This window comes from Enterococcus massiliensis (assembly GCF_001050095.1).
Classification (GTDB): Bacteria; Bacillota; Bacilli; order Lactobacillales; family Enterococcaceae; genus Enterococcus_C; species Enterococcus_C songbeiensis.
Genome location: NZ_CVRN01000003.1, coordinates 211798 through 233174, shown reverse-complemented (window position 1 = coordinate 233174; position 21377 = coordinate 211798). Strand labels below are relative to the sequence as shown.

At 39.6% G+C, this 21377-nt stretch carries 21 protein-coding genes and 1 riboswitch; of the genes, 17 read left to right on the top strand and 4 right to left on the bottom strand.

The genetic code is table 11. From position 1 onward, the window contains the following. The first annotated feature begins 52 nt into the window (after positions 1 to 52). Positions 53 to 176: riboswitch (FMN riboswitch) on the top strand. Between the two features lie 141 nt (positions 177 to 317). The 3 genes from BN1875_RS01640 (at position 318) to BN1875_RS01630 (ending at position 4381) form a co-directional block, all read left to right on the top strand. Beyond that, positions 318 to 914: an ECF transporter S component gene (locus tag BN1875_RS01640; protein ID WP_048603136.1), complete on the top strand. Its 597-nt coding sequence runs from the start codon at positions 318 to 320 to the stop codon at positions 912 to 914. Positions 915 to 1373: 459 nt separating this feature from the next. Next, positions 1374 to 2897: a YfcC family protein gene (locus tag BN1875_RS01635; RefSeq protein WP_048603135.1), complete on the top strand. Its 1524-nt coding sequence runs from the start codon at positions 1374 to 1376 to the stop codon at positions 2895 to 2897. A gap of 143 nt (positions 2898 to 3040) precedes the next feature. Further along, positions 3041 to 4381, top strand: a complete 1341-nt coding sequence (locus tag BN1875_RS01630; protein ID WP_048603134.1) for a M20 family metallopeptidase — start codon at positions 3041 to 3043, stop codon at positions 4379 to 4381. A gap of 75 nt (positions 4382 to 4456) precedes the next feature. Here BN1875_RS01630 and BN1875_RS01625 read toward each other — a convergent pair whose 3' ends face one another. Further along, on the bottom strand, positions 4457 to 4678 hold the full coding sequence (locus BN1875_RS01625) for a ferredoxin (protein WP_048603133.1): 222 nt from the start codon (positions 4676 to 4678) through the stop codon (positions 4457 to 4459). A gap of 33 nt (positions 4679 to 4711) precedes the next feature. On the opposite strand from BN1875_RS01625, the gene BN1875_RS01620 reads away from it, so the two are divergent. From BN1875_RS01620 to BN1875_RS13770, 9 genes are all read left to right on the top strand, one after another. Then, positions 4712 to 5728: a helix-turn-helix domain-containing protein gene (locus BN1875_RS01620; RefSeq protein WP_048603132.1), complete on the top strand. Its 1017-nt coding sequence runs from the start codon at positions 4712 to 4714 to the stop codon at positions 5726 to 5728. Further along, entirely contained in the window at positions 5721 to 7106 is a 1386-nt protein-coding gene (locus BN1875_RS01615; RefSeq protein WP_048603131.1) for a RecQ family ATP-dependent DNA helicase, read from the top strand. Before BN1875_RS01620 ends, BN1875_RS01615 begins: the two co-directional genes overlap by 8 nt. A 73-nt stretch (positions 7107 to 7179) precedes the next feature. Beyond that, a complete protein-coding gene (locus tag BN1875_RS01610) occupies positions 7180 to 7788 on the top strand; it encodes a LysM peptidoglycan-binding domain-containing protein (protein WP_048603130.1) in 609 nt (202 codons plus the stop codon). Between the two features lie 82 nt (positions 7789 to 7870). Next, complete coding sequence (gene cmk / locus BN1875_RS01605; protein WP_048603129.1) at positions 7871 to 8551, top strand: (d)CMP kinase; 681 nt, start codon at positions 7871 to 7873, stop codon at positions 8549 to 8551. A 174-nt stretch (positions 8552 to 8725) separates the two neighbouring features. After that, positions 8726 to 9940 carry a 30S ribosomal protein S1 gene (rpsA, locus tag BN1875_RS01600; RefSeq protein ID WP_048603128.1) on the top strand — a complete coding sequence of 405 codons (1215 nt, stop codon included), beginning with the start codon at positions 8726 to 8728 and terminating at the stop codon, positions 9938 to 9940. A gap of 195 nt (positions 9941 to 10135) precedes the next feature. Further along, positions 10136 to 11446 carry a ribosome biogenesis GTPase Der gene (gene der / locus BN1875_RS01595; protein WP_048603127.1) on the top strand — a complete coding sequence of 437 codons (1311 nt, stop codon included), beginning with the start codon at positions 10136 to 10138 and terminating at the stop codon, positions 11444 to 11446. 242 nt (positions 11447 to 11688) lie between these two features. Next, entirely contained in the window at positions 11689 to 11964 is a 276-nt protein-coding gene (locus tag BN1875_RS01590) for an HU family DNA-binding protein (protein ID WP_048603126.1), read from the top strand. A 224-nt stretch (positions 11965 to 12188) separates the two neighbouring features. Beyond that, positions 12189 to 12665 (top strand): VOC family protein, encoded by a 477-nt coding sequence (locus BN1875_RS13775; protein WP_231586059.1) that lies wholly within the window; start codon positions 12189 to 12191, stop codon positions 12663 to 12665. Continuing rightward, positions 12662 to 13057, top strand: a complete 396-nt coding sequence (locus BN1875_RS13770) for a VOC family protein (RefSeq protein ID WP_231586058.1) — start codon at positions 12662 to 12664, stop codon at positions 13055 to 13057. Before BN1875_RS13775 ends, BN1875_RS13770 begins: the two co-directional genes overlap by 4 nt. Before the next feature lie 116 nt (positions 13058 to 13173). Here BN1875_RS13770 and BN1875_RS01580 read toward each other — a convergent pair whose 3' ends face one another. Continuing rightward, positions 13174 to 14469 carry an ISL3 family transposase gene (locus tag BN1875_RS01580; RefSeq protein WP_048603109.1) on the bottom strand — a complete coding sequence of 432 codons (1296 nt, stop codon included), beginning with the start codon at positions 14467 to 14469 and terminating at the stop codon, positions 13174 to 13176. Positions 14470 to 14713: 244 nt separating this feature from the next. Here BN1875_RS01580 and BN1875_RS01575 point away from each other — a divergent pair, with 244 nt between their 5' ends. Continuing rightward, on the top strand, positions 14714 to 16105 hold the full coding sequence (locus BN1875_RS01575) for a glycoside hydrolase family 1 protein (protein WP_048603125.1): 1392 nt from the start codon (positions 14714 to 14716) through the stop codon (positions 16103 to 16105). A 55-nt stretch (positions 16106 to 16160) separates the two neighbouring features. Here the strand turns inward: BN1875_RS01575 and BN1875_RS01570 are convergent, their stop codons facing one another. Then, a complete protein-coding gene (locus tag BN1875_RS01570; RefSeq protein ID WP_048603124.1) occupies positions 16161 to 16745 on the bottom strand; it encodes a bactofilin family protein in 585 nt (194 codons plus the stop codon). A gap of 249 nt (positions 16746 to 16994) precedes the next feature. Here BN1875_RS01570 and rpsN point away from each other — a divergent pair, with 249 nt between their 5' ends. From rpsN to BN1875_RS01550, 4 genes are all read left to right on the top strand, one after another. Beyond that, on the top strand, positions 16995 to 17264 hold the full coding sequence (gene rpsN / locus BN1875_RS01565) for a 30S ribosomal protein S14 (protein WP_048603123.1): 270 nt from the start codon (positions 16995 to 16997) through the stop codon (positions 17262 to 17264). A gap of 122 nt (positions 17265 to 17386) precedes the next feature. Further along, a complete protein-coding gene (locus tag BN1875_RS01560) occupies positions 17387 to 18424 on the top strand; it encodes a hypothetical protein (RefSeq protein WP_048603122.1) in 1038 nt (345 codons plus the stop codon). 8 nt (positions 18425 to 18432) lie between these two features. Next, positions 18433 to 19692, top strand: coding sequence for a tetratricopeptide repeat protein (locus tag BN1875_RS01555; protein ID WP_048603121.1), 1260 nt, complete (start codon positions 18433 to 18435; stop codon positions 19690 to 19692). A 9-nt stretch (positions 19693 to 19701) separates the two neighbouring features. Then, on the top strand, positions 19702 to 20292 hold the full coding sequence (locus BN1875_RS01550; RefSeq protein WP_048603120.1) for a YpiB family protein: 591 nt from the start codon (positions 19702 to 19704) through the stop codon (positions 20290 to 20292). Between the two features lie 76 nt (positions 20293 to 20368). Here BN1875_RS01550 and BN1875_RS01545 read toward each other — a convergent pair whose 3' ends face one another. Next, on the bottom strand, positions 20369 to 21268 hold the full coding sequence (locus BN1875_RS01545; protein WP_048603119.1) for a YitT family protein: 900 nt from the start codon (positions 21266 to 21268) through the stop codon (positions 20369 to 20371). Between the last annotated feature and the right edge of the window lie 109 nt (positions 21269 to 21377).

The window sequence follows — 21377 nt, the reverse complement described above, 5'->3', positions numbered from 1 at the left end:
TTGTCTTTTTGTTAGATTCGTGTATAATAGGGACTGTAAAAAAAATATTAAGGTTCGTCTTCAGGGGCAGGGTGTAATTCCCGACCGGTGGTTATAGTCCACGACCCACTTCATTGAAGTGGCTGAATCGGTGAAATTCCGATACCGACAGTAAAGTCTGGATAAAGAAGATAGGGCTTATTTGAATTGGCACTATACCTTCAAATAACTCTAACTCTATTTTTCCCTGAGAAAAATAGAGTTTTTTTGTTTGCATCGTATGGCGACGATTTGAAAAGGTTCGATTGAAGATGAGTCCTTGAACTAGGAGGATTTCAATGAAGAACAGTAAGGTACAAAAAATGGTGGCAGTCGCACTTTTTGCGGCGATGGGATTGATTTTGCAATACGTGGCGTTTCCAGTATTGCCGGCGTTCAATTTTTTAAAAATTGATTTTAGTGATATTCCGGTAATGTTGAGTATGTTTTTATTTGGACCAGTTGCCGGTATTATGACGGCGTTTCTCCGTTCAACATTGCATTTGTTGACGACAGGGCTGGAACCAAGCAATATGGTAGGAGACATCGCAAGTTTCCTAGCCTCCAGTATTTTTACGCTACCGATGTATTATTTCTTTAGAGGTCATGAAACAAAAAGAAATAAAACCTTTGGAATCGTAACGGGGATTTTGGCATTGACGATTTTTATGAGTCTTGCAAATTATTTCATCATCACCCCATTGTATCTCACATTTTTCGGTGTAAGTGCCGATCAATTCTTAGGAATGTCACTGGCTCGCTATGTAGCGATCGGTATCGTTCCCTTCAATTTGATCAAAGGAGCGATCGTCAGTGCGGTGTTCTTAGTCCTTCATGCCAAACTGCTTCCTTGGTTGAGTCGTAAGCAAAAACAAACACAAATGAACCATTTTTAAGAAGATAGAATCAGGAGAGATCGAGTGCAAAGATAGCATTCGATCTTTTTTTTAATAAAATAGCAAAATGCTGTTATTTTTGAGTGAAAAAAAATACATAATTAAGTGTAATGACAGGTACAATTGAGCTAGATTGGACATTTTATGCGGATTGGTGTATAAAAATTGAATTAACATTGCATAAAGCCAAATCCTTCACGTTTTAAAGGGCGAGATTTTCATTTTATTTCTTTTTTGAAAGCGTTACAATTTTGATGGAAGCAGAGATTTAATAAAAATTTAAAAAGTCTCGCTTGAAAATTTTGAAGCATACGGTTACTCAGACGAAATATACATAATCTTGGGAAAAAGACGTTTTTAATTGATTTTTAATCCAAGTATGCAGGTCGTTTACGATTTGATAAAATAACGATGTCGGTGTAATTTGTATGTTAAAAAAATACAGAGAGGAAGAAAGAGATGGAAAATGTAAAAAAGAAAAAGTTTCAAATGCCTTCCGCGTACACGGTCTTATTCCTTATCATTGCAGTTATCGCGGTCTTTACCTGGTTCATTCCTGCGGGACATTACAGCGTTGATGATGCAGGAAATATCATTGCTGGTTCTTATGAACAGGTAAAATCAAACCCACAGGGAATCTATGATGTATTGATGGCACCAGTCAATGGGATGTTAGGAGTAGATGCAGGAGAATTTACGAAATCAACACCCGCTGCAGTCCAAGTGTCCTTCTTTATTTTAATCGTTGGTGGATTTTTGGGAATCATCAACAAAACCGGCGCTTTAGATGCGGGAATCGCCACGGTCGTGAAAAGATTTAAAGGCAAAGAAAAAATGCTGATTCCAGTATTGATGTTCTTGTTTGCTTTAGGGGGATCAACCTACGGAATGGCAGAAGAAACGATTCCGTTTTATGCGTTGTTGATTCCGGTGATGATGGCAATTGGTCTAGATACAGTGGTTGCCGTAGCAATTGTTTTGGTCGGTTCACAGGTGGGCTGTCTTGCTTCTACTGTTAACCCCTTTGCAACTGGTGTAGCATCGGATGCAGTTGGTATTTCGATGGGGGAAGGAATCGGTTTGCGATTCGTTATGTTCATCGTTTTAGTCACGATTTCAATCATTTACGTGTATCGTTATGCCTCGAAGATCGAAAAAGATCCGACCAAATCGCTGGTTTATAAAAACCGCGAAAAAGACAACAAACATTTTGATATTGAAGCGATTGCCAATCAAGAAACGATGTCCAAAAAACAAAGACACGTTATGATTTTGTTCTTTGCTACCTTTATCATTATGATCATTAGTTTGATTCCTTGGACGATGCTGAATGAAAACTTCACCTTGTTTGAAAATATCACAGCATGGTTGACTGGTCTGCCAGTTATTGGAACAGTTTTAGGACAAGACATGTTGCCGTTTGGTGACTGGTACTTCCCAGAAATCACCATGTTGTTCCTATTGATGGCAATTCTGGTTGCTTTCATTTATGGCATGAAGGAATCCACTTTTATTTCAGAATTTATGGCAGGCGCTGCTGACCTTTTAGGTGTTGCAATCGTGGTTGCTGTTGCGCGGGGAATCCAAGTTATCATGAATCAAGGACTGATTACAGATACGATTCTTCATTGGGGGGAACAAGGACTGAGCGGACTGAATTCTGGTGTCTTCATCGTATTGACATTTATTTTCTATATTCCAATGTCCTTCTTGATTCCATCGACTTCTGGTCTGGCATCAGCAACGATGGGAATCATGGGACCAATGGGAGAATTTGCCGGTGTCGGTAAAGACTTAGTCATCACTGCGTATCAATCTGCTTCAGGTCTGGTGAATCTGATTACACCAACTTCAGCGATCGTTATGGGGGCGTTAGCCATTGCTCGTTTTGATATTGGTGTCTGGTTCAAATTCATGGGTAAATTGATTGGAATCTTATTTGTTGCTATTTGTGCAATCTTGGCAATTGCCGCAATGCTGTAAGATTTTCACTGGACAAAAATATTGAAGAAGTCTAACATGAATGACAGATAATCTGATAGGATCACCTAGCAATAGGAAATGGATTAGAGGGATTTCGATTATCTGATCGAAATCCCTTTTTAAATTTTATAGGAGGTAGGAAGATGAAACAATTTGTTACAGAAGAACATCAAAAAGCTGCAGTCCATGCATTGGAAGAATTGATTCAAGTGCCATCCGTTTTAGATGAATCTGATACTGGAAAAGGGCATCCTTTTGGCAAAAAAGTAGTGGCGGCTTTAGACAAGGTCGTTGAAATCTGCGATCAAATTGGCTTTAAAACATTTAGAGATCCAGATGGGTATTATGCCTATGCGGAAGTCGGTGAAGGTAAAGAACTTTTTGGCATTTTATGTCACATGGATGTCGTACCAGCTGCTGACCAAAAAGGCTGGGAAACAGATCCTTTCAAACCAGAAATCAAAGATGGAAAAATCATCGGGCGGGGTTCACAAGATGATAAAGGACCGTCAATGGCTGCGTTGTTTGCGGTAAAAGCTTTGATGGATGCCGGTGTAACTTTTAATCAACGAATTCGTTTTATTTTTGGCTCGGACGAAGAAAACTTGTGGCGTTGTATTGAAAAGTACAATGAAAAAGAAGAAGGCATCACACAAGGCTTTGCTCCTGATGCAGAATTCCCATTGATTTATGCAGAAAAAGGCTTACTGCAAGCTTATCTGACTGGTCCGGGAACAAATGAAGTCTTTGTGAAAGCACCGGGAGCACTGAACGTTGTACCAGATTCGGCTCCTTATAGCGGGAAACATTTAGCAGAGGTCAAAAAACAATTAGAAGCATTTGGCTTCGATTTTGAAGAAACCGCAGATGGACTTGCGGTTCTTGGAAAAAGTATCCATGCAAAAGATGCACCGCAAGGCACCAATGCGATCTCGCGTTTGTCTATGGCATTAGCGAACATTGTAGATTTTGGTCCGTTGAATTTCTTAGGTAAATTAGTGAAGGAAAATGCGACAGGAGAAAATGTTGTCGGGAAAACGGTGGATGAACAATCTGGTGAGCTGACAATGAATATTGCAAGTTTAGAAATCACTCCTGAACACACAAAAATTGGAATCGATATGCGAATTCCGGTGACCTTTGAAAAAGAAGATTTAGTGGCAAAACTTTCAGAAAAAGTGAAAGAGTACGGACTAACTTATGAAGAATTTGACTTTTTGGATTCCTTATATGTGCCGATTGAAAGTGAATTAATTCAAACATTACTTGGGACATATCGAGAAATTACTGGAGACACAAGCGAACCGATGATTTCCGGTGGCGCAACCTTTGCTCGAACGATGAACAATTGTGTCGCTTTTGGCGCGATGTTTGCAGATACGCCAGACTTCATGCACCAAGCCAATGAACAATGGGAATTGGCAAGCATGTACAAAGTAATGACGATTTATGCAGAAGCCATTTATCGATTGTGCGGAAAATAAAAAAAGACTCAAAGACGGAAGTTTTCGTCTTTGAGCTTTTTTTTGTTATCTATTTTAATGAAGTTCTTTGTAAATCTACTGGAGTTCTTCCAGTAAGATTGCACGAACAGGACATTTTTGATAAGCTTTGGTCACAGCCATGGCTTCAGCTGGTTGAACGAATTGTTGCCGAGCTTCGGGTTCTTGTTTGAATAAAACAATCCCTTCTTCATCGTAGTCAAAAATATCTGGTGCGTAAACGGCACATAAACCGCAGGCAATACATCGTTCGGGAACGATTTTACATAGACGAGCCACTGTGGGTCACTCACTTTCTGGAGGAAGCATTCATTGAATAATTTTATTTTAGCTTTGTTTGCGGAACATGGCAAGTTAAAGCCAAGTTCTCTTTTTCATTTATTAAACGGCAAACGAACCACATCCATCTTATCTTTCGGCTTTTTTCATGATCTGCTTGCACTGAACGGTGTGTTGCCGAATTATTCACAGAAAGCCTATGAAAAAACATTAGCCGATTTGCTGCAAGAGCAATTATTAGAAGAAACGCTAGACGGGCAACTGCAGCTGACGCAAAAAGGCAGACAAAACGTGCCGATGCAAGCAACGATTTTGTCGCAGGTCGATTATTTTTCCTACGGTCGAAACACGGAAAAAATGTGGCGTTTTGTGCAGTTCGTTCTCCAAGTGACTTCCTATCTAGGAAAAACGAATCGGTACTTGCCTTTGGAAACATCTCCTGAATATACAGAGCGGGTGCGACAACTGGTCCGTAGGTCAGAGAATCAGTTGCCTAATCAAATCTACAAGGAATTGACGCAAATTTTTTCTAGGATGCCAAAAGAAGAAGCCAATTATTTGGCACAGACTTTTTCAGGGTATCATTTTGTCGGGCAAGCCTCCTATCAATTAGTTCCCCAAAATTTTCAAGAAATGCCATGGGCACAGTTGTTCCATGATAGCCAGGTTCATCATTTTTTTCACGAATTAGCGGGACATCCCGACTTTATACTCTATCATTTTTTGCAACCTTATTATTTTGAAAATGAAAATCAAAGTATGGGAAAAACCCGGCAATTATTTTTAAAGGGCTATTCAAGAGAGCAGATTATGAAAATGCGTCACATAAAAAGCGGAACCATCAACGATCATTTGATTGAATGGGCATTGCGAACCCCAGATTTTCCCTTTGAACGGTTCATCTCGAGTCAAGCACGAGAAAAGTTGCAACAGCTTTCTGGGGAGTATCAGCAATGGGATTACCGAGAAATTACAGCAGCACTGGAAATTTCTTTTGAAGAATTTCGGTTGTACCAAATTATGCGGAAAATGGAGGAAGGTCATGCTTGAAGATTCGTTGAAAAGCTATTTTGGGTATGATACCTTTCGTCAAGGACAAAAGGAGACCATCACTGCGATTTTATCGGGGCAAGATACTTTGGCGGTTCTCCCGACTGGAACGGGAAAAAGTTTGTGTTATCAGCTTTCGGGTTATCTGATAGAAGGCTTGGTGGTGATTGTTTCCCCATTGATTTCTTTAATGGAAGATCAGGTCAGTTCCTTGCACCAAACCCAAGAAAAACGGGTGATTGCACTGAATAGTCTGTTATCAAAAAATGAAAAAAAGTTTGTACTGTCACGACTGAATCGCTACAAATTTTTATTTGCCAGTCCGGAAATGTTGTTGCAGCCGGAAGTTATTCGCGCTTTGCAGCAATGTACGATTGGTTTGTTGGTTATTGATGAAGCCCATTGTGTTTCTCAATGGGGAATCGATTTTCGCCCGGAATACCGGGAACTGCAACAGGTAAAAGACTATTTAGGAAATCCCGTTACCTTAGCACTGACAGCAACGGCTCCCAAGCAGGTTCGAGAAGATATTGCCACGACATTGCTTACCGAGAAGCATCAGGAGATTCTTTATTCTGTGGATCGCCCAAATATTGCCTTGTTTGTAGAAAAAACGACAGATAAACTGGCTTCATTAAAAACTATCCTTACACATTTTTCGGGATCAGGTATTATTTATTGCGCCACGAGGAAAAACGTGGAACAGTTGTATGAGCAATTGAAGGATCAGTGGAATGTCGGGTATTACCACGGGGGACTGGCTGCCAGTCAACGAAAATTATTGCAGCAACAATTTTCTACAGGGAAACTCCAACTTTTGATTGCAACCAATGCGTTTGGCATGGGAATCAATAAAGCGGACATCCGGTTTGTGATCCATTATGATTTGGCTGATAGTTTGGAAAATTATAGTCAAGAGATCGGGCGGGCGGGAAGAGACGGTCGCCCCAGCTATGCTCTGCTGCTTTACCAAGACGGCGATGAAAAGATCCATGAATTTTTTCAACATGCCTCACAGCAAGAGCGAATCGGATTGGAGCAGTTGTTTAATCATCAGGTGACTGAACAGACACCTCTGCAAGGAAAATGGCAAAAGCAAGCCGACCATTTTGGAAAATCTGCTGTTTTACAACTTTTGTATCAAAATGAACAGGCTAAAAAACAACGATTGCAAAAAATGCTTGCTTATATTGATGAGACGACGTGCCGCCGTCGCTGTCTGCTGGAAAATTTTGAAGAACGATTGACGAAAAAAGTCGCGAACTGCTGTGATCTCCATGCCGCTCAGCTTCCGCAAAAAGAACTACTACCTGAAAAAAAGACGAACCTACCAGATTGGCAAGAGATTTTACTAAAAATGTTTAAAGAAACAGATTGATTGCTTTTTTTCAAGACAGTCGTCAAATTCCTATGGTATAATTACACACGAAAGATTTTAGGAGGGTAACACATTGAGCAGAAAAGACAAACATGATGACGTTCAACCAAATGAAACGCAAGAACCGTGGGAACAACCGATCTATGACACAGAATACGATCAAAGTTCTTCCCGTTCACAGCAACGTAAGAAAAAACGCGGGACTTCAAAATTCTTGATTATTCTCGTTGTTTTATTGGCGCTTTGTATTGCGCTTCCAACAGCAGCGTATTTTTTTGTGATTAAAGGTGATCGCAGCAACAATACAGCAGCAAGTACCGAACAAACGACACAAGTTAGCGAAAGCACGAGCGAAACGACTGAAGAAACGTCTACTGAAGAGTCTTCAACGAGCGAAAGCTCAACGGAATCTTCTTCAACAAGTACTAGCACCAGTGAGTCTTCCTCTGATTCCAGCAGCAGTCAAGCAGTTGAAAATAATGCCGCTGCTGAAAATGACAATCAGACAAACAATCAAACAAACAATCAAACTGGTGAACAGTACACAACCGTTCAAGATGGAGAAGGACCAAACCAAGTTGCGGCTCGGATGGGAATCTCAGTTGAAGAGTTGTATCAATTAAACGGCATTGATCCTAATAACTTTATGTTGTATCCAGGACAAGAATTGCGCGTGAAATAAAGTTGAGTAAAAGCTGAACGTTTCCGTTCGGCTTTTCTTATGAATGTTTTTATTCTGTATGGAAAGTGTTAGGTGTCAGATAATGGAAAAAATCAATATCGCAATCGACGGACCGGCTTCTTCCGGCAAAAGTACTGTTGCTAAAATTTTAGCTAAGAAATATGGCTTTGTTTATACGGATACGGGGGCAATGTACCGTAGTGTTACCTATTTGGCGATTCAACATCAGGTGGCTTTTTCAGACGAGGAAGCATTGGTCCAGTTAATCAAAAAACATACGATTTCCTTCAAACAGACAGGGAGAGGACAACTTGTTTTTGTTGACGGCGAGAATGTGTCAAAAGTGATACGGGAACCGGAAGTGACCAACAACGTCTCAGAAGTATCCGCCCACCGAAAAGTGCGGGAAGAACTGGTTCGCCAGCAACAAAAAATCGCTGAAGCTGGTGGTGTGGTGATGGATGGTCGAGATATTGGCACCGCTGTTTTACCAAATGCAGAGGTCAAAATCTTTTTGGTTGCCAGTGCAGAAGAACGTGCCCAACGACGATACAAAGAAAATCAAGGAAAAGGAATCACAACAGACTTTGATACGTTGAAAAAAGAAATCGAACACCGAGATTACCTGGATTCTCACCGGGAAGTTTCACCGTTAAAACAAGCGGAAGATGCTGTATTAATCGATACGACAGGCAAAGACATTCCCGAAGTGGTCAAAGCAATTCGAATCGTAGTTGCCAAAAAAGGATACCAAGGCGCCTAAATTTTGCCCTAATTGATCTGTTGTTATCCAAAGAGAGACCAATCACGCATCCAAAGTGAAGAATTTCAAAGAAATAAGAGAAATCGCTTTATTTTTTCGCAAGAATATTTTACACTTAAAGTTGTAGTGTAAACGTAGAATTGAATTTAATTGTTGGTTAGGAGGACATTTGTTATGACAGAATTTGAAAACGGTCAAGTGGAAAATGGAAATGAAACAATGGCAGATGCATTGGAAAGTTTCCAAGAAGTAAAAGTTGGCGATATCGTCAAAGGTGAAGTGCTGGCAATCGAAGACAAGCAAGCAATCGTTGGTATCGAAGGTGCCGGCGTTGAAGGTGTCGTGCCTGCAAAAGAGTTGTCAACATTACCTGTTGAAGACATTGAGGAAGTCGTAAAAGTCGGCGACGTCTTAGACTTAGTCGTGATTTCAACGATCGGTAAAGATAAAGAAAACGGTAGCTACCTTCTTTCAAAACGCCGCCTAGACGCGAAGAAAGTTTGGGAAGATATCGAAAAAGACTTCAAAGAAGGAAAAGTCATTGAAGCACCTGTAACAAATGTTGTAAAAGGCGGCTTAGTTGTTGATGTCGGTGTTCGTGGATTTGTTCCTGCATCAATGGTAGAAGACCATTTTGTTGCTGATTTTGAAGAGTACAAAGGCAAAACGTTGGCTTTCAAAATCATTGAAATCGAACCTTCAGAAAATCGTTTGATTTTATCCCATAAAGCTGTAGTTGAAACAGAAAAAGAAGCACAAAAACAAGAAGTATTGGCTACAATCCATGAAGGAGAAACGGTTGAAGGAACGGTTGCCCGTTTAACAGACTTCGGTGCGTTTGTCGATCTTGGTGGTGTGGACGGTTTAGTCCATGTATCTGAAATTTCTCACAGCCATGTGGATCGCCCAAGCGATGTCCTAAAAGTCGGCGATTCCGTTCAAGTAAAAGTATTGTCCGTTGATCCTGAAAAAGAACGTGTTTCTTTATCAATCAAAGACACATTGCCTGGACCTTGGACAGATATCGAAGAAAAAGCAGCACCAGGTACGATTTTAGAGGGCACGGTTAAACGCTTGACAAGCTTTGGCGCATTTGTTGAAGTCTTCCCAGGAGTTGAGGGATTGGTTCACATTTCTCAAATTTCTCACAAACACATTGCTACACCTCATGAAGTGCTTAAAGAAGGCGATGAAGTGCAAGTTAAGGTGCTGGAAGTCAATCCGAATGAACATCGGGTAGCATTGAGCATCAAAGCATTGGAAGAAAAACCACAAGAAGAAAAAGAAGAATCCTATGAACTTCCTGAAGAAACAAGTGGATTTACAATGGGAGACATTCTTGGTAATGCATTAAATACGGATGATTCCGAAGACAAATCAGAAGAATAACCCGTACTTGCTGGGAGACATTAATCTGTTGAGATTAGTGTCTCTTTTTTTGAGAAGCAAGCGGCAGGTTTTTCCACGAGAATTTTACCTTGCAAGTTACCGGGGGATTAGGTAAACTAAATAAGATTGTAATGAATTTGGACAAATTTTCTGATGGAAAATTTCATACCAAAAAAGGAACTAGGGGGAATTAACATGGCGAATCCAACAATAGCAATCGTCGGTCGACCAAATGTCGGCAAGTCGACGATTTTTAATCGCATTGCCGGTGAACGAATTTCGATCGTTGAAGATACGCCGGGTGTTACTCGTGATCGTATCTATGCGACAGGAGAATGGCTGGGACGTGAATTTAGTATTATCGACACTGGCGGTATTGATTTAGGCGATGAGCCTTTTATGGAACAAATCAAGCATCAAGCAGAAATCGCAATCGATGAAGCTGACGTTATCTTATTTATTGCCAGCGGACGTGAGGGTGTAACTGATGCAGATGAATTAGTTGCCAAAATTTTATATAAAAGTAATAAACCAGTTATCTTGGCAGTAAACAAAGTGGATAATCCGGAAATGCGTGCGGAAATCTATGAATTTTATTCTTTAGGCCTAGGCGATCCATTCCCAATTTCTGGTAGTCATGGTTTGGGTATCGGGGATGTTTTAGATGAAGCGGTCAAACATTTCAGCACAGAAATCGAAGAGGAAGATGATTCGGTTATTAAATTCAGCTTGATTGGACGGCCCAACGTTGGTAAATCCTCATTAATTAATGCAATTTTAGGGGAAGATCGAGTGATTGTTTCTGATATTGAAGGAACTACTCGAGATGCAGTCGATACTCATTTTACTTCGGATACCGGACAGGAATTTACCATGATCGATACTGCAGGAATGCGTAAACGGGGAAAAGTGTACGAAAGCACAGAGAAATATAGCGTGATGCGTGCGATGCGTGCAATCGAACGTTCTGATGTCGTCTTGATGATTTTAAACGGGGAGGAAGGAATTCGGGAGCAGGATAAAAAAATCGCCGGCTATGCCCATGAAGCAGGACGCGGAATCATTATTGTCGTTAATAAATGGGATTTGGTGAAAAAAGAAACCAATACCCTGCGTGATTTTGAAAAGGAAATCCGTGAAGAATTCCAATATCTGGATTATGCCCCGATTCTATTTGTTTCAGCAGAGACAAAACAACGGTTGAATAAATTACCTGAGCTGATTGAAGAAGTCAGTGCCAATCAGAATATGCGGATTCCGTCAGCAGTCTTGAATGATGTAATTATGGACGCAGTAGCGATCAATCCAACACCAACGGATAAAGGCAAGCGATTAAAGATTTTCTATGCAACACAAGTAGCAGTAAAACCACCTGCTTTTGTTATCTTCGTCAATGAGGAAGAACTGATGCATTTTTCTTATGCTCGCTTCTTGGAAAATCAAATTCGAAAGGCATTTGTCTTTGAAGGAACACCGATTAAAATCATTCCTCGCCGCAGAAAATAAAAGATTTTACCATAGTTGAATTTTTTTTTCAAAGAATAACTATTTTTTTAATAGATTTGTTTTTTTGATGGAAAAAAGACGGGTTAAAAACGCGAAAATCCTTGATATTACAACGTTCTTATGATAACGTTATATCAGAATATTGATGGTTATCAATATTTATCGCAAAGATTTGGACCACTCAAATTTTTGTGATGTGATGTTAAGCATCATAACCCTTTTGGAGGAGGTGAAATCATCCCATGGCAAACAAAGCAGAATTAATCGAAAAAGTTGCAGCAGCTACTGAATTAACAAAAAAAGACGCAACTGCAGCTGTTGACGCAGTCTTTTCAACAATCCAAGATGCTTTAGCTAAAGGTGAAAAAGTTCAATTGATCGGTTTTGGTAACTTTGAAGTTCGCTCTCGTGCAGAACGCAAAGGACGTAACCCACAAACTGGTGAAGAAATCAAAATCCCTGCAAGCAAAGTACCTGCATTCAAACCAGGTAAAGCTCTTAAGGACGCTGTGAAATAATGCGGCAAATAAACTCGTTGGGGCTCTAGAGCTCTAGCGGGTTTTTTATTTTTCATCTTAAAAAAGCGGAAAATGAACTCCTGTCTAGTTTCTGTTTTTTGAGCAGGATTTTTTAGAAAACGCTTTATTTGTGCTACGCTTTAACTAGGTATTGATACTGCGGAAATTTTTATCTTTTTGAAGTTGAAATAGTATGTTCAGGTTAAGAACAGGAGGAGACCATGATGAATAAGAATAAAATGGCTTGTTGTCTGTGGATCGATGGTGCACCACAAGAAACTGCTGATTTTTATTTGGATATTTTTGATAAAAGTGAGCAAAAGCGTTCCTTGCGTTTTGTTGAAGATATTCACGGGCGCCCTGGTGAAATTGCAACGATTGAACTGAATTTAGCGGGAAGTGAATTTATTCTTTTAAATGGCGGACCAGAATTCACCCCAACACCGGCGATTTCTTATGTTATCAATTGTGAAGATAACACTCAGTTGGAAAATGTTTGGCAACGATTATCTGCTGATGGAACTGTTTTGATGGAATTTCAAGAGTATCCAGAGATTGGACTCTTTGGTTGGGTGGAAGATCGTTATGGTTTTTCTTGGCAGGTAAAAATTGGCGAGGGAGCGCAATCCATTACTCCTTTTGTATCATGTTCGCAAATGAACGCTATGGAAAAGCTCAGGAGGCCGTTACTGAATGGTTGACGATTTTTGGTGGAGGAACGGATTTTCGTTTATTGAATGATGATCAAACTACACAGCTTATCGGTTTCCATCTTTACGATCAATCGTTTCTTGCGATGGATAGCCCAGAAGAGCATAAATTCGGGTTTTCAATGGCTAATTCCTTCTATATCTATTGTGAAGATCAGGATGAAATCGATCGTTTGTGGGAAAGCGTAACTAACGAAGGAACGGAATATCCCTGTGGTTGGATGATGGATAAATTTGGCATTTCTTGGCAAACCGTTCCACGAGATTTATCTGATTTATTGGACGATCATCATTTTGAAAAAGCGTATCAAACAACACTGGCTCTGTATAAAATGAAAAAAATCGACATTGAAAAATTACGCAGTGTTCATCGCAATGCTTAGAATCTAAGAAACCGGAGACAATCTGAAAAAAAGGGCTCTTTGTCAATAAGGACTGATGAGTTGTGCAAAATCAAATCTGGGTCAGAATGAACCTCATTCTGGCTCAGATTTTTTTGTTATCTTACATTGATTAATTGATTGATCAAAAAGATTCTAATTCTCATGTTCTCAAATGATTTAAATCCGTAGGATACTCGTTTCATTGTCTTTATGTGGGTATTCTTCGCTTCTATTTTTCCATTGGAATAAGGATAGATCATCGCGTTGGTGATGCCTTCTTCATAGGTCAGAAGGTTTTGAAGCTTCTCCCGAAAGCCGTCATCTAATGTTTCGGGAAGTTCTGCCAATAAGGAGAAAAACAAGTCAGGGTCTTTGTCTCGAAAGGTTTCAACTAATTCATGAAAAATGGGATATGCCTCCTTAAGGGGCGTGGAAAAGCCAAGCAATCGATCGATCATCATCGCTTCAGTAAGAAACGGGTATTTTGGCGCTCGGAAACTTTTCCATGTTTTGTATTCATAATGGTTAATGTTTGCACGATTTTTTAGCAAAAAGCGCCAGTTCTTTTTCAGTTTTTCTGCTTGGCTTTTCTGTCCTGCTTTACGAAGTTCATTCATTTCACGGATACGCAACTCATTGAACGCCTGATTCATGTGTTTGACAATATGAAACCGATCAATCACTACTTTCGCATTTGGTAGAACACGTTTGGTGAGCTGGAAGTAGGCGGCGTTCATGTCTGTAACTAAGAATTCTACTTCTTCTGGATTGGTACAGCCTAAGAAATAGCTTGTTAATCGAGGCAATTTACGCGTAGGCAAGACATCAATTAATTTTCCTGTTTCGCCATCTGCACAAATAAAACTCATTTTATCTTCTATGGAAGTGTGCGAACGAAATTCATCAACCATCAATACTCTGGGGAGAATCTTCTTAGATTGCTTTGGTAAATAGCTTTTAAACTTTTTCAATGTACGAATAACGGTGGTCAAAGATACCTGACAGCTTTTCGCAATAAAAGATAAAGATACTTTTTCAGTCAGTAAAGAAGCAATTTTATATCTAACATGATCTGCGATTGAATGTCTGGGTCGGACAAAATAACTTTGAGCAGTCCAATGGGTTCGACAGTTCTTACAGGTATAGCGCTGCTTTTTTAGGCGCATAACCATTGGCATATGATTGTATTGTTCAAAACGGACAATAGTTTCCTTTTTTCCATTTTTCACTATAATTGCTTTCCCGTTTCCATCTACCACAGTAGAACCACAACTTCTACAAGCACGAGGAGCAGGCGAGAGAACAGCATCGACGATTAACGTCTTTTCCTTCTGAAAGGTCTCGTAAGAGACCTCTTTAATCATCAAATCTTTATCTATTATTCTCAGCATTTTTTTGATAGAATCATTCATATAGCATATCGTCCTCTCAGTCTGTTTATTTTGTGGTGATTTAATCATACTAGAGAACGATATGTTTTTTAATACCTAAAATGAAAATGGGACTGAAGAATCAATTCTGATTCATCAGTCCCATAAATTATAGAGCCAAAAAAAGGATTGTCTTTTTTCTTTGCAATCGCTATCCTAATAATGAACGCATTCAGTGATTGTTAGAAAAACAATCGCTAAAGAATAAAAGAAATGAGGCAATCAAATGAGTATGTATACATTTCCAGAAAACTTTTGGTGGGGCTCAGCCGCAAGCGGTCCCCAAACAGAAGGTAGAGTCGCAGGAGACGGCAAAGGCGATAATATCTTTGATTATTGGTACGAAAAAGAACCAGAGAAGTTTTTTAATCAAGTAGGTCCGGGAAAAGCTTCGCAAGTGTATACCAAATATAAAGAAGACATTCAACTGATGAAACAAACGGGGCATAATTCTTTTCGGACGTCAATTCAATGGAGTCGATTGCTCCCCAATGGAACCGGTGAAGTCAATTCAGAAGCAGTGAAATTCTATCGCAATTATTTTGCGGAATTATTGGCAAATGACATTGAACCTTTCATCAATCTGTATCATTTTGATATGCCGATGCCATTACAGACAGCCGGGGGATGGCTCAATCGGGAAACGGTAGCGGCTTATGAAGTGTACGCCAAGACTTGTTTTGAGTTATTTGGCGATCAAGTAAAGAAATGGTTCACTCATAACGAGCCGATCGTTCCTGTTGAAGCAGGTTATCTGTATCAATTGCATTATCCAGAAGAAGCAAATATGACGCATGCTGTTCAAGTTGGCTATCATGAAGCGTTGGCTTCTGCTTTGGCAATTAAAGCCTATCATGAAAGCAAGCAGGAAGGACAAATTGGGATTATTTTGAATTTGACACCGAGCTATCCTCGAGATGAGAATAATCCAGCTGACGTAAAAGCAGCAAAAATTGCTGATGCTTTTTTCAATCGTTCTTTTTTAGACCCAGCAGTCAAAGGAGAGTTTCCTCAAGATTTGGTGGATTTATTAAAAGAAAAAGGAATGTTACCGGAAATGCAAGAAAATGATTTGCAACTTATCCGAGAAAATACAGTGGACTTATTAGGAATCAATTATTATCAACCACGAAGAATCAAAGAAAAAGAAACACCAAAAGCTGAAAATCCTATGCCGGAAGATTATTTTGATGTGTACGAAATGCCGGGAAGAAAAATGAATCCTTATCGTGGCTGGGAAATTTATGAAAAGGGAATCTATGACATTTTGATGAATGTTCGCGACAATTACGGCAATATCCCTTGTTTCATTTCTGAAAATGGTATGGGAGTAGAAGATGAAGGTCGTTTCATTCAAGCAGATGGAATGATTCATGATGATTATCGGATCGACTTTGTTTCGGAGCATTTGAAGTTTGTGCATCAAGCAATTCAAGAAGGAGCTAATTGTTTAGGCTACCACATGTGGACGTGTATGGATAATTGGTCATGGACCAATGCCTACAAAAATCGTTATGGCTTTATTTCAGTCAATTTAGCAGAAGATGGGAAACGGACAATCAAGAAATCTGGTTATTGGTTTAAACAAGTAGCGGATCAAAATGGGTTTGAAGAATAAAAAAAGCGGTCAAAATCAGATGATTTTGACCGTTTCTTTATGAAATTTTATTGAATTATTCAGCTACAGTAACGTCGCCGCTAACTGTTGCGCCGTTTTCTTCTAATTTAGCAGAATCTTGGAATTCTTTGCTTGCAAAAGTTACGTTTCCTTCAACTTTAGCGCCATCCAATACAAAGCCGTTTGCTTTCACTTCGATATCGCCTTTTACAGTTCCGTGAACGATGTTTAAGTTTTCTGATTCAACAACGATCTTTGGTACAGTAATTGTATATTCAGCTGTTACATTACGGTCTTCATCTTGAGAATACAAAGCTAATTTACGGTAAACAGCTTGTGTATCGTCACCTTTATCGTGGAATTCACCAGTAACTGTTAAGTCATTGTCAAAAGTTACATCAGCAGTTGCTGCTACGATCCAGTTTCCGTCAGCACCTAATGCTTTTTCAAGAACACTTGCTTGATCGCTGATTGAAGCAGTTGATGTTACTTCAACAGAAGAAGATGCTTCAGTTGATGCTGCGACTGAAGAAGAAGCACTTGATGATTCTTTTGTTCCTTCATCTGCGCCACAAGCTGTTAAAACACCGCCTGTTGCTAATAATGCTGCTGCGAACGTTACGACTTTCACGAATTTCATAAAAAAATCTCCCCTAAAAAAAGTTTTTGTTTGATACAATGAAAATAATAAGCGTTCCAACCTCATTCGTCAACTATAAATACTTATTTTTACTTTGTGAATAAATTGACGCACGAATTAGATTAGACAGAAGAAGAGCAATTGATTGTCAATTAAAGGAAATCGTGCTATGCTTTCAAAACGTAAAGATTACAGTTTATGAAAAGCTCATTGGTTGAAAAAACAATTTAAAAATGGAAGGAATTTATAATGGCAAAAAAATCCAAAATCGTTAAAGCGCAAAAACAACTAGCGCTAATCGAAAAATATGCAGCAGTACGCTTTGAATTGAAGCAACAAGGAGATTATGCTGCTTTAGCGAAATTACCAAAAGATGCAAATCCTAATCGTTTGAAAAATCGTGATTTGATCGATGGTCGCCCCCGCGGCTACATGCGTAAATTCGGTATGTCACGGATCAATTTCCGTCAATTAGCTCACGAAGGAAAGATACCCGGAGTGACAAAAGCCAGTTGGTAAGATAAAAATTTAAAAAAGATGAACTGTGGAAAATCTAACTGAATGATTTTCCACTTTTTGATTTCCCTTAAATTTTTTATTTCTGAGAAATTAATGATACACTGACAGGGGAGGGGAAAAGGATGCGCAGCCAATTCAAAAAACAGCAACAATCGTCAACAATTATTTATGGTGAACCGCTTGCTGCCAGCCTACCGACAGCAGCATTGTCCGGCAAACATGTACTTGTTGTAACCAATCAAAAATATTATGACCATTTTTTTGATAAAATCAGTCGAGTGTTGCAATCGGCGGAGGATTTGGATTGGTATATCGTGACCAACCAAGTCTATTGTAATAATTTAAATGGAATGATGGATCTATTGTCCTTTTTAGAAAAATTTCCTGAAAATAAAGAGTATTTACTAATAGGGTTTGGCAATGAAGGCGTGATGCAGCTGGTAGGCTTTTTGCAACAGACGATTCGCATGCGAGGAAATTATTGGACGATTCCTCCATCTGTTCGATCTTTGGCAAGTTGTTTGACGGCTCATTCATCCATTGTAAAAAAAGGCAATCAAGCCATTTTACAAGTTAAAAATCTGCCGGAATTCATTTTTTATGATCAAACAATTTCGGAAGGTCAAAAAGATGGTAAGCTGGTGGATTTCCTAACCCTGATTCGTTGTGGTCTCGTTTGTGATTATCCTTTTTTACAAAACCTATACAGAAATTTTCCCACGAGTAATCAAATTGAAAATCGTTCATTTACCGCCTTATTGCAGGATGTGCTCCGTTTTTATCAGGAAACATCGGTTGAAACTTTCGGGTCGCTTTTTGAGCAGGCTTTTTATGAAACTGAGAATGGTCACTTGCTTTCGGCAAATATGAAACGATTGTACGGTGTGATTTTCCAGCTGCTTTGGAGTGACTGTGAGGTGCCATTGAATTTTCAATTGGAGAATTTTATGAAGTGGCTAAGTCATTTAGGTTACCCAATCCATTTACCGCAACAGCTATCCCTTAGTGAATATTGCGAAAACGTGGTAAAATTAAGTCAAAGAACCGATGCACCTATTGTATTGACTGCTATCGGAAAAATCGGCGGCAGAAAATTGCCGAGGGATGAGGCGTTAATCGCCATGATGCAAAAGTACCAACAAATTCTAAATAAGATTTGAGGAAAACCATGGAACAATCATACAGTGAACAAATGCTGACGGCACTTGAAAATGAAGATCTCGTCGCCGCTCAGTTAGCATTTAATCAAGCATTAGTAAAAGATCAGCCGGAAGAGTTGGCACAATTAGGAGAACAACTGCTGCAATTGGGTTTTTTGGAAGAAGCACAGCAGCTATTTGAGCGTCTCGTAGAACAAACAAAAAGTCCGGAATTTTATCTGCCTTTAGCAGAAATCGCCATTGAGAACGATCAGATTGACACCGCATTTGAGTTCATTGAAAAAATTCCTAAAGACAATGATTTTTATCCAGAAGCACTGTTGCTTTCAGCGGATTTGTATCAGGTTTTGGGAATACCGGAAGTCAGCGAAGCGAAATTGAATGAAGCTGCAAAATTATTGCCGGATGAACCATTGATTCAGTTTGCATTGGCAGAATTATATTTTACAACGGAGCGTTTTTCAGAGGCTGCGACACTTTATCAGATGTTGTTGGCTGCAAAAGTCAAAGAAATGGCAAATGTCTCGTTGGAGGAACGTCTTGGTAGTGCCCTTAGCTTAGAAGGGAAGTTTGAAGAAGCTGTCGTGCATATGGAAAAAGCTTTGCAGGAAGAAGTCACTGATGATCGACTGTTTCAAACAGCTTTTGTTTATTTGCAATTAAAAGAAAATCAGCAAGCCATCCACTATTTGCAACAGCTGCGGACATTAAATCCTCAGTATCAGTCTTTATATCTGTATTTGGCGCAAGCATTACAGGAAGAAGAGCTGTTGGAGGAAGCGCAGGAAGTAATTGAAGAAGGGTTAAAGGAAAATCCTTTCCAAATCGATTTTTATCAATTTGCATCAGAAAATGCCTTTCGATTGCATGAAGAAGAAAAGGCAGAGAAATTTTTGATTCAAGCATTGGAAATCGGTGAAAAAACCGATGAAACGTTATTGATGCTCAGCAATCTGTATCTTAAAGAAGAACGATTCGATGAGGTAGTCACAACGATCGAAAAGATGGAAAACCCCGATGATGCGTTTGCACAATGGAATTTGGCTCATGCCTACAACGAATTAGAAGATTTTACCGAAGCAGCTGTACATTATGAACAAGCCAATGTTTCATTGCAGCATGAACCGGAATTTATGAAGGAATATGGACTCTTTTTACGAGAAGAAGGACGGTTAGCTGAGGCACTTTCGTTGTTTACCCATTATTTAAGCCATGAACCGGGAGATTTGGAGGTCCAATCGATTATTGACGCCTTAACAGAAGGATAGGTGAGGACAATGGTTGTAACTATCAAAGAAAAAAAGAATTTTCTAAACTGGTTTGTTGCGAATGCTTCATTTAGTCGGCGGGAAGTATCTTGGATTTTGAATTATTTAATCAACCACGAGTCGATTTTGCAAAATGTTCATTTTGTTGAAGGAGTCAAAATGACTAATCGTGGATTGCAGATTCGCGAGGTATCCTTTAGTGGGGAACCGTTGACTTTGCAAATTGATGGGCAACGATTTCACGACAGCGATCAAATTTTTCATGAGATTCGTTTAAATTGGAAAGAACCGCTTTATATCGAGTGTCTATTTAAAAATGCCTGGAATCAACCGGCCTATCTTTCGGTACTGGAGGATAACCCCTATTTGCGATGGAACGATATCGTAAGTGAAGGAATCATTGATCGCATCGATACTTATTTGAAGCAGGAAGAGATCCAAGCACAAATTCGCTTGCTGTATCAGCAAATCGATGCCGCTTTGGAAGCAGGGGACAAAAATGCCTTCTTTGAATTATCAGATGAAGTCAATCGCGAATTGTTACGATTGCGGGAAGCAAATGGAAATCACTCCCAACTTTTAGAAGACAATCCAAAATAAAAGACAAGAGCTTTTACAGTTTCCGTCAATCGGCTGGATAAATCCGGCAGGAAGCTGTCAAAAGCTCTTGTTTTAATTACTCTATTTTTGTACCATTTGGCGTTTTTCGCTTGAATAAGGCGTTCTTCGGCTTCATGTAGGTAAAACCCTCACCTTCGACTTCGTGGACGTTGATGATGGAAACAAAGGCCCGTTCATCAAATTCATGAACAATGCGTTTAACCTCAGAAATTTCCCGTGCGCTGACCACCATATAAATGATTTTCTTTTCTACACCGGAAAAACCGCCTTCGCCTTTGATGTAGCTGACACCCCGTTGTAATTCAGACATTAGGACAGGGGTAATTTGCTCGGTGAAATTGGAAATAATCAAGACACCCTTTGCCGAGTACCCGCCGTCTAGGATCGTATCGACGATTCGAGAAAAAACATAAGAAAAAATGAGGGTGTACATCATTCGTTGCAGGTCAATATAAGTTAAGGAGGCTGTCAGAACGAGGATGTCAAAAAAGAATAAGGAACGCCCCATCGTGATTCCAAATTTTTGTTCCAGCACGCGTGCTAGAACATCACTACCTCCTGTCGTTCCCCCTACGCGATAAATAATCCCACTGCCGATGCCGGCAAATAATCCTGCAATGAGAGCGGCAATCAACAAATCGTGTTGAATGTCGATACTAAAAGAAATATGCTGCCAGAAAAAAAGCCAGCCGGAAAGAGCCACTGTTCCAATAATCGTATAAAAAAAAGACCTTCTTCCCAATATTTTTCCGCCTAATAAAATGATCGGAATGTTTAGTATCAAAGTACTTAATGCCGGATTGATTCCAAACAGTGCCCGCAGAATCAGAGTGATCCCCGTCACGCCGCCTTCTGCCAAACTATTGGGAATATTGAAATAAATCAGACCAAAAGCATAAATAAGTGTTCCCAGTAAAATGATCAGTGTATCTTTGATTGTTCTTGAAAAATCCATGAAATCACGCTCCAGTTGCAACTAATGTAGCTTTAATGTAGCACGAAAAAAAATTCTTCACAATCATTCTGTTGTTCTATGCTAGGAAAAAGAGTCTACTTTTGATAAG

Coding starts and splice junctions, on each gene's coding strand:
- BN1875_RS01640 (WP_048603136.1), top strand. CDS start 318: ATGAAGAACAGTAAGGTACAAAAAATGGTGGCAGTCGCACTTTTTGCG.
- BN1875_RS01635 (WP_048603135.1), top strand. CDS start 1,374: ATGGAAAATGTAAAAAAGAAAAAGTTTCAAATGCCTTCCGCGTACACG.
- BN1875_RS01630 (WP_048603134.1), top strand. CDS start 3,041: ATGAAACAATTTGTTACAGAAGAACATCAAAAAGCTGCAGTCCATGCA.
- BN1875_RS01615 (WP_048603131.1), top strand. CDS start 5,721: ATGCTTGAAGATTCGTTGAAAAGCTATTTTGGGTATGATACCTTTCGT.
- cmk (WP_048603129.1), top strand. CDS start 7,871: ATGGAAAAAATCAATATCGCAATCGACGGACCGGCTTCTTCCGGCAAA.
- rpsA (WP_048603128.1), top strand. CDS start 8,726: ATGACAGAATTTGAAAACGGTCAAGTGGAAAATGGAAATGAAACAATG.
- der (WP_048603127.1), top strand. CDS start 10,136: ATGGCGAATCCAACAATAGCAATCGTCGGTCGACCAAATGTCGGCAAG.
- BN1875_RS01590 (WP_048603126.1), top strand. CDS start 11,689: ATGGCAAACAAAGCAGAATTAATCGAAAAAGTTGCAGCAGCTACTGAA.
- BN1875_RS13775 (WP_231586059.1), top strand. CDS start 12,189: ATGAATAAGAATAAAATGGCTTGTTGTCTGTGGATCGATGGTGCACCA.
- BN1875_RS01580 (WP_048603109.1), bottom strand. CDS start 14,469: ATGAATGATTCTATCAAAAAAATGCTGAGAATAATAGATAAAGATTTG.
- BN1875_RS01575 (WP_048603125.1), top strand. CDS start 14,714: ATGAGTATGTATACATTTCCAGAAAACTTTTGGTGGGGCTCAGCCGCA.
- BN1875_RS01570 (WP_048603124.1), bottom strand. CDS start 16,745: ATGAAATTCGTGAAAGTCGTAACGTTCGCAGCAGCATTATTAGCAACA.
- rpsN (WP_048603123.1), top strand. CDS start 16,995: ATGGCAAAAAAATCCAAAATCGTTAAAGCGCAAAAACAACTAGCGCTA.
- BN1875_RS01560 (WP_048603122.1), top strand. CDS start 17,387: ATGCGCAGCCAATTCAAAAAACAGCAACAATCGTCAACAATTATTTAT.
- BN1875_RS01555 (WP_048603121.1), top strand. CDS start 18,433: ATGGAACAATCATACAGTGAACAAATGCTGACGGCACTTGAAAATGAA.
- BN1875_RS01550 (WP_048603120.1), top strand. CDS start 19,702: ATGGTTGTAACTATCAAAGAAAAAAAGAATTTTCTAAACTGGTTTGTT.
- BN1875_RS01545 (WP_048603119.1), bottom strand. CDS start 21,268: ATGGATTTTTCAAGAACAATCAAAGATACACTGATCATTTTACTGGGA.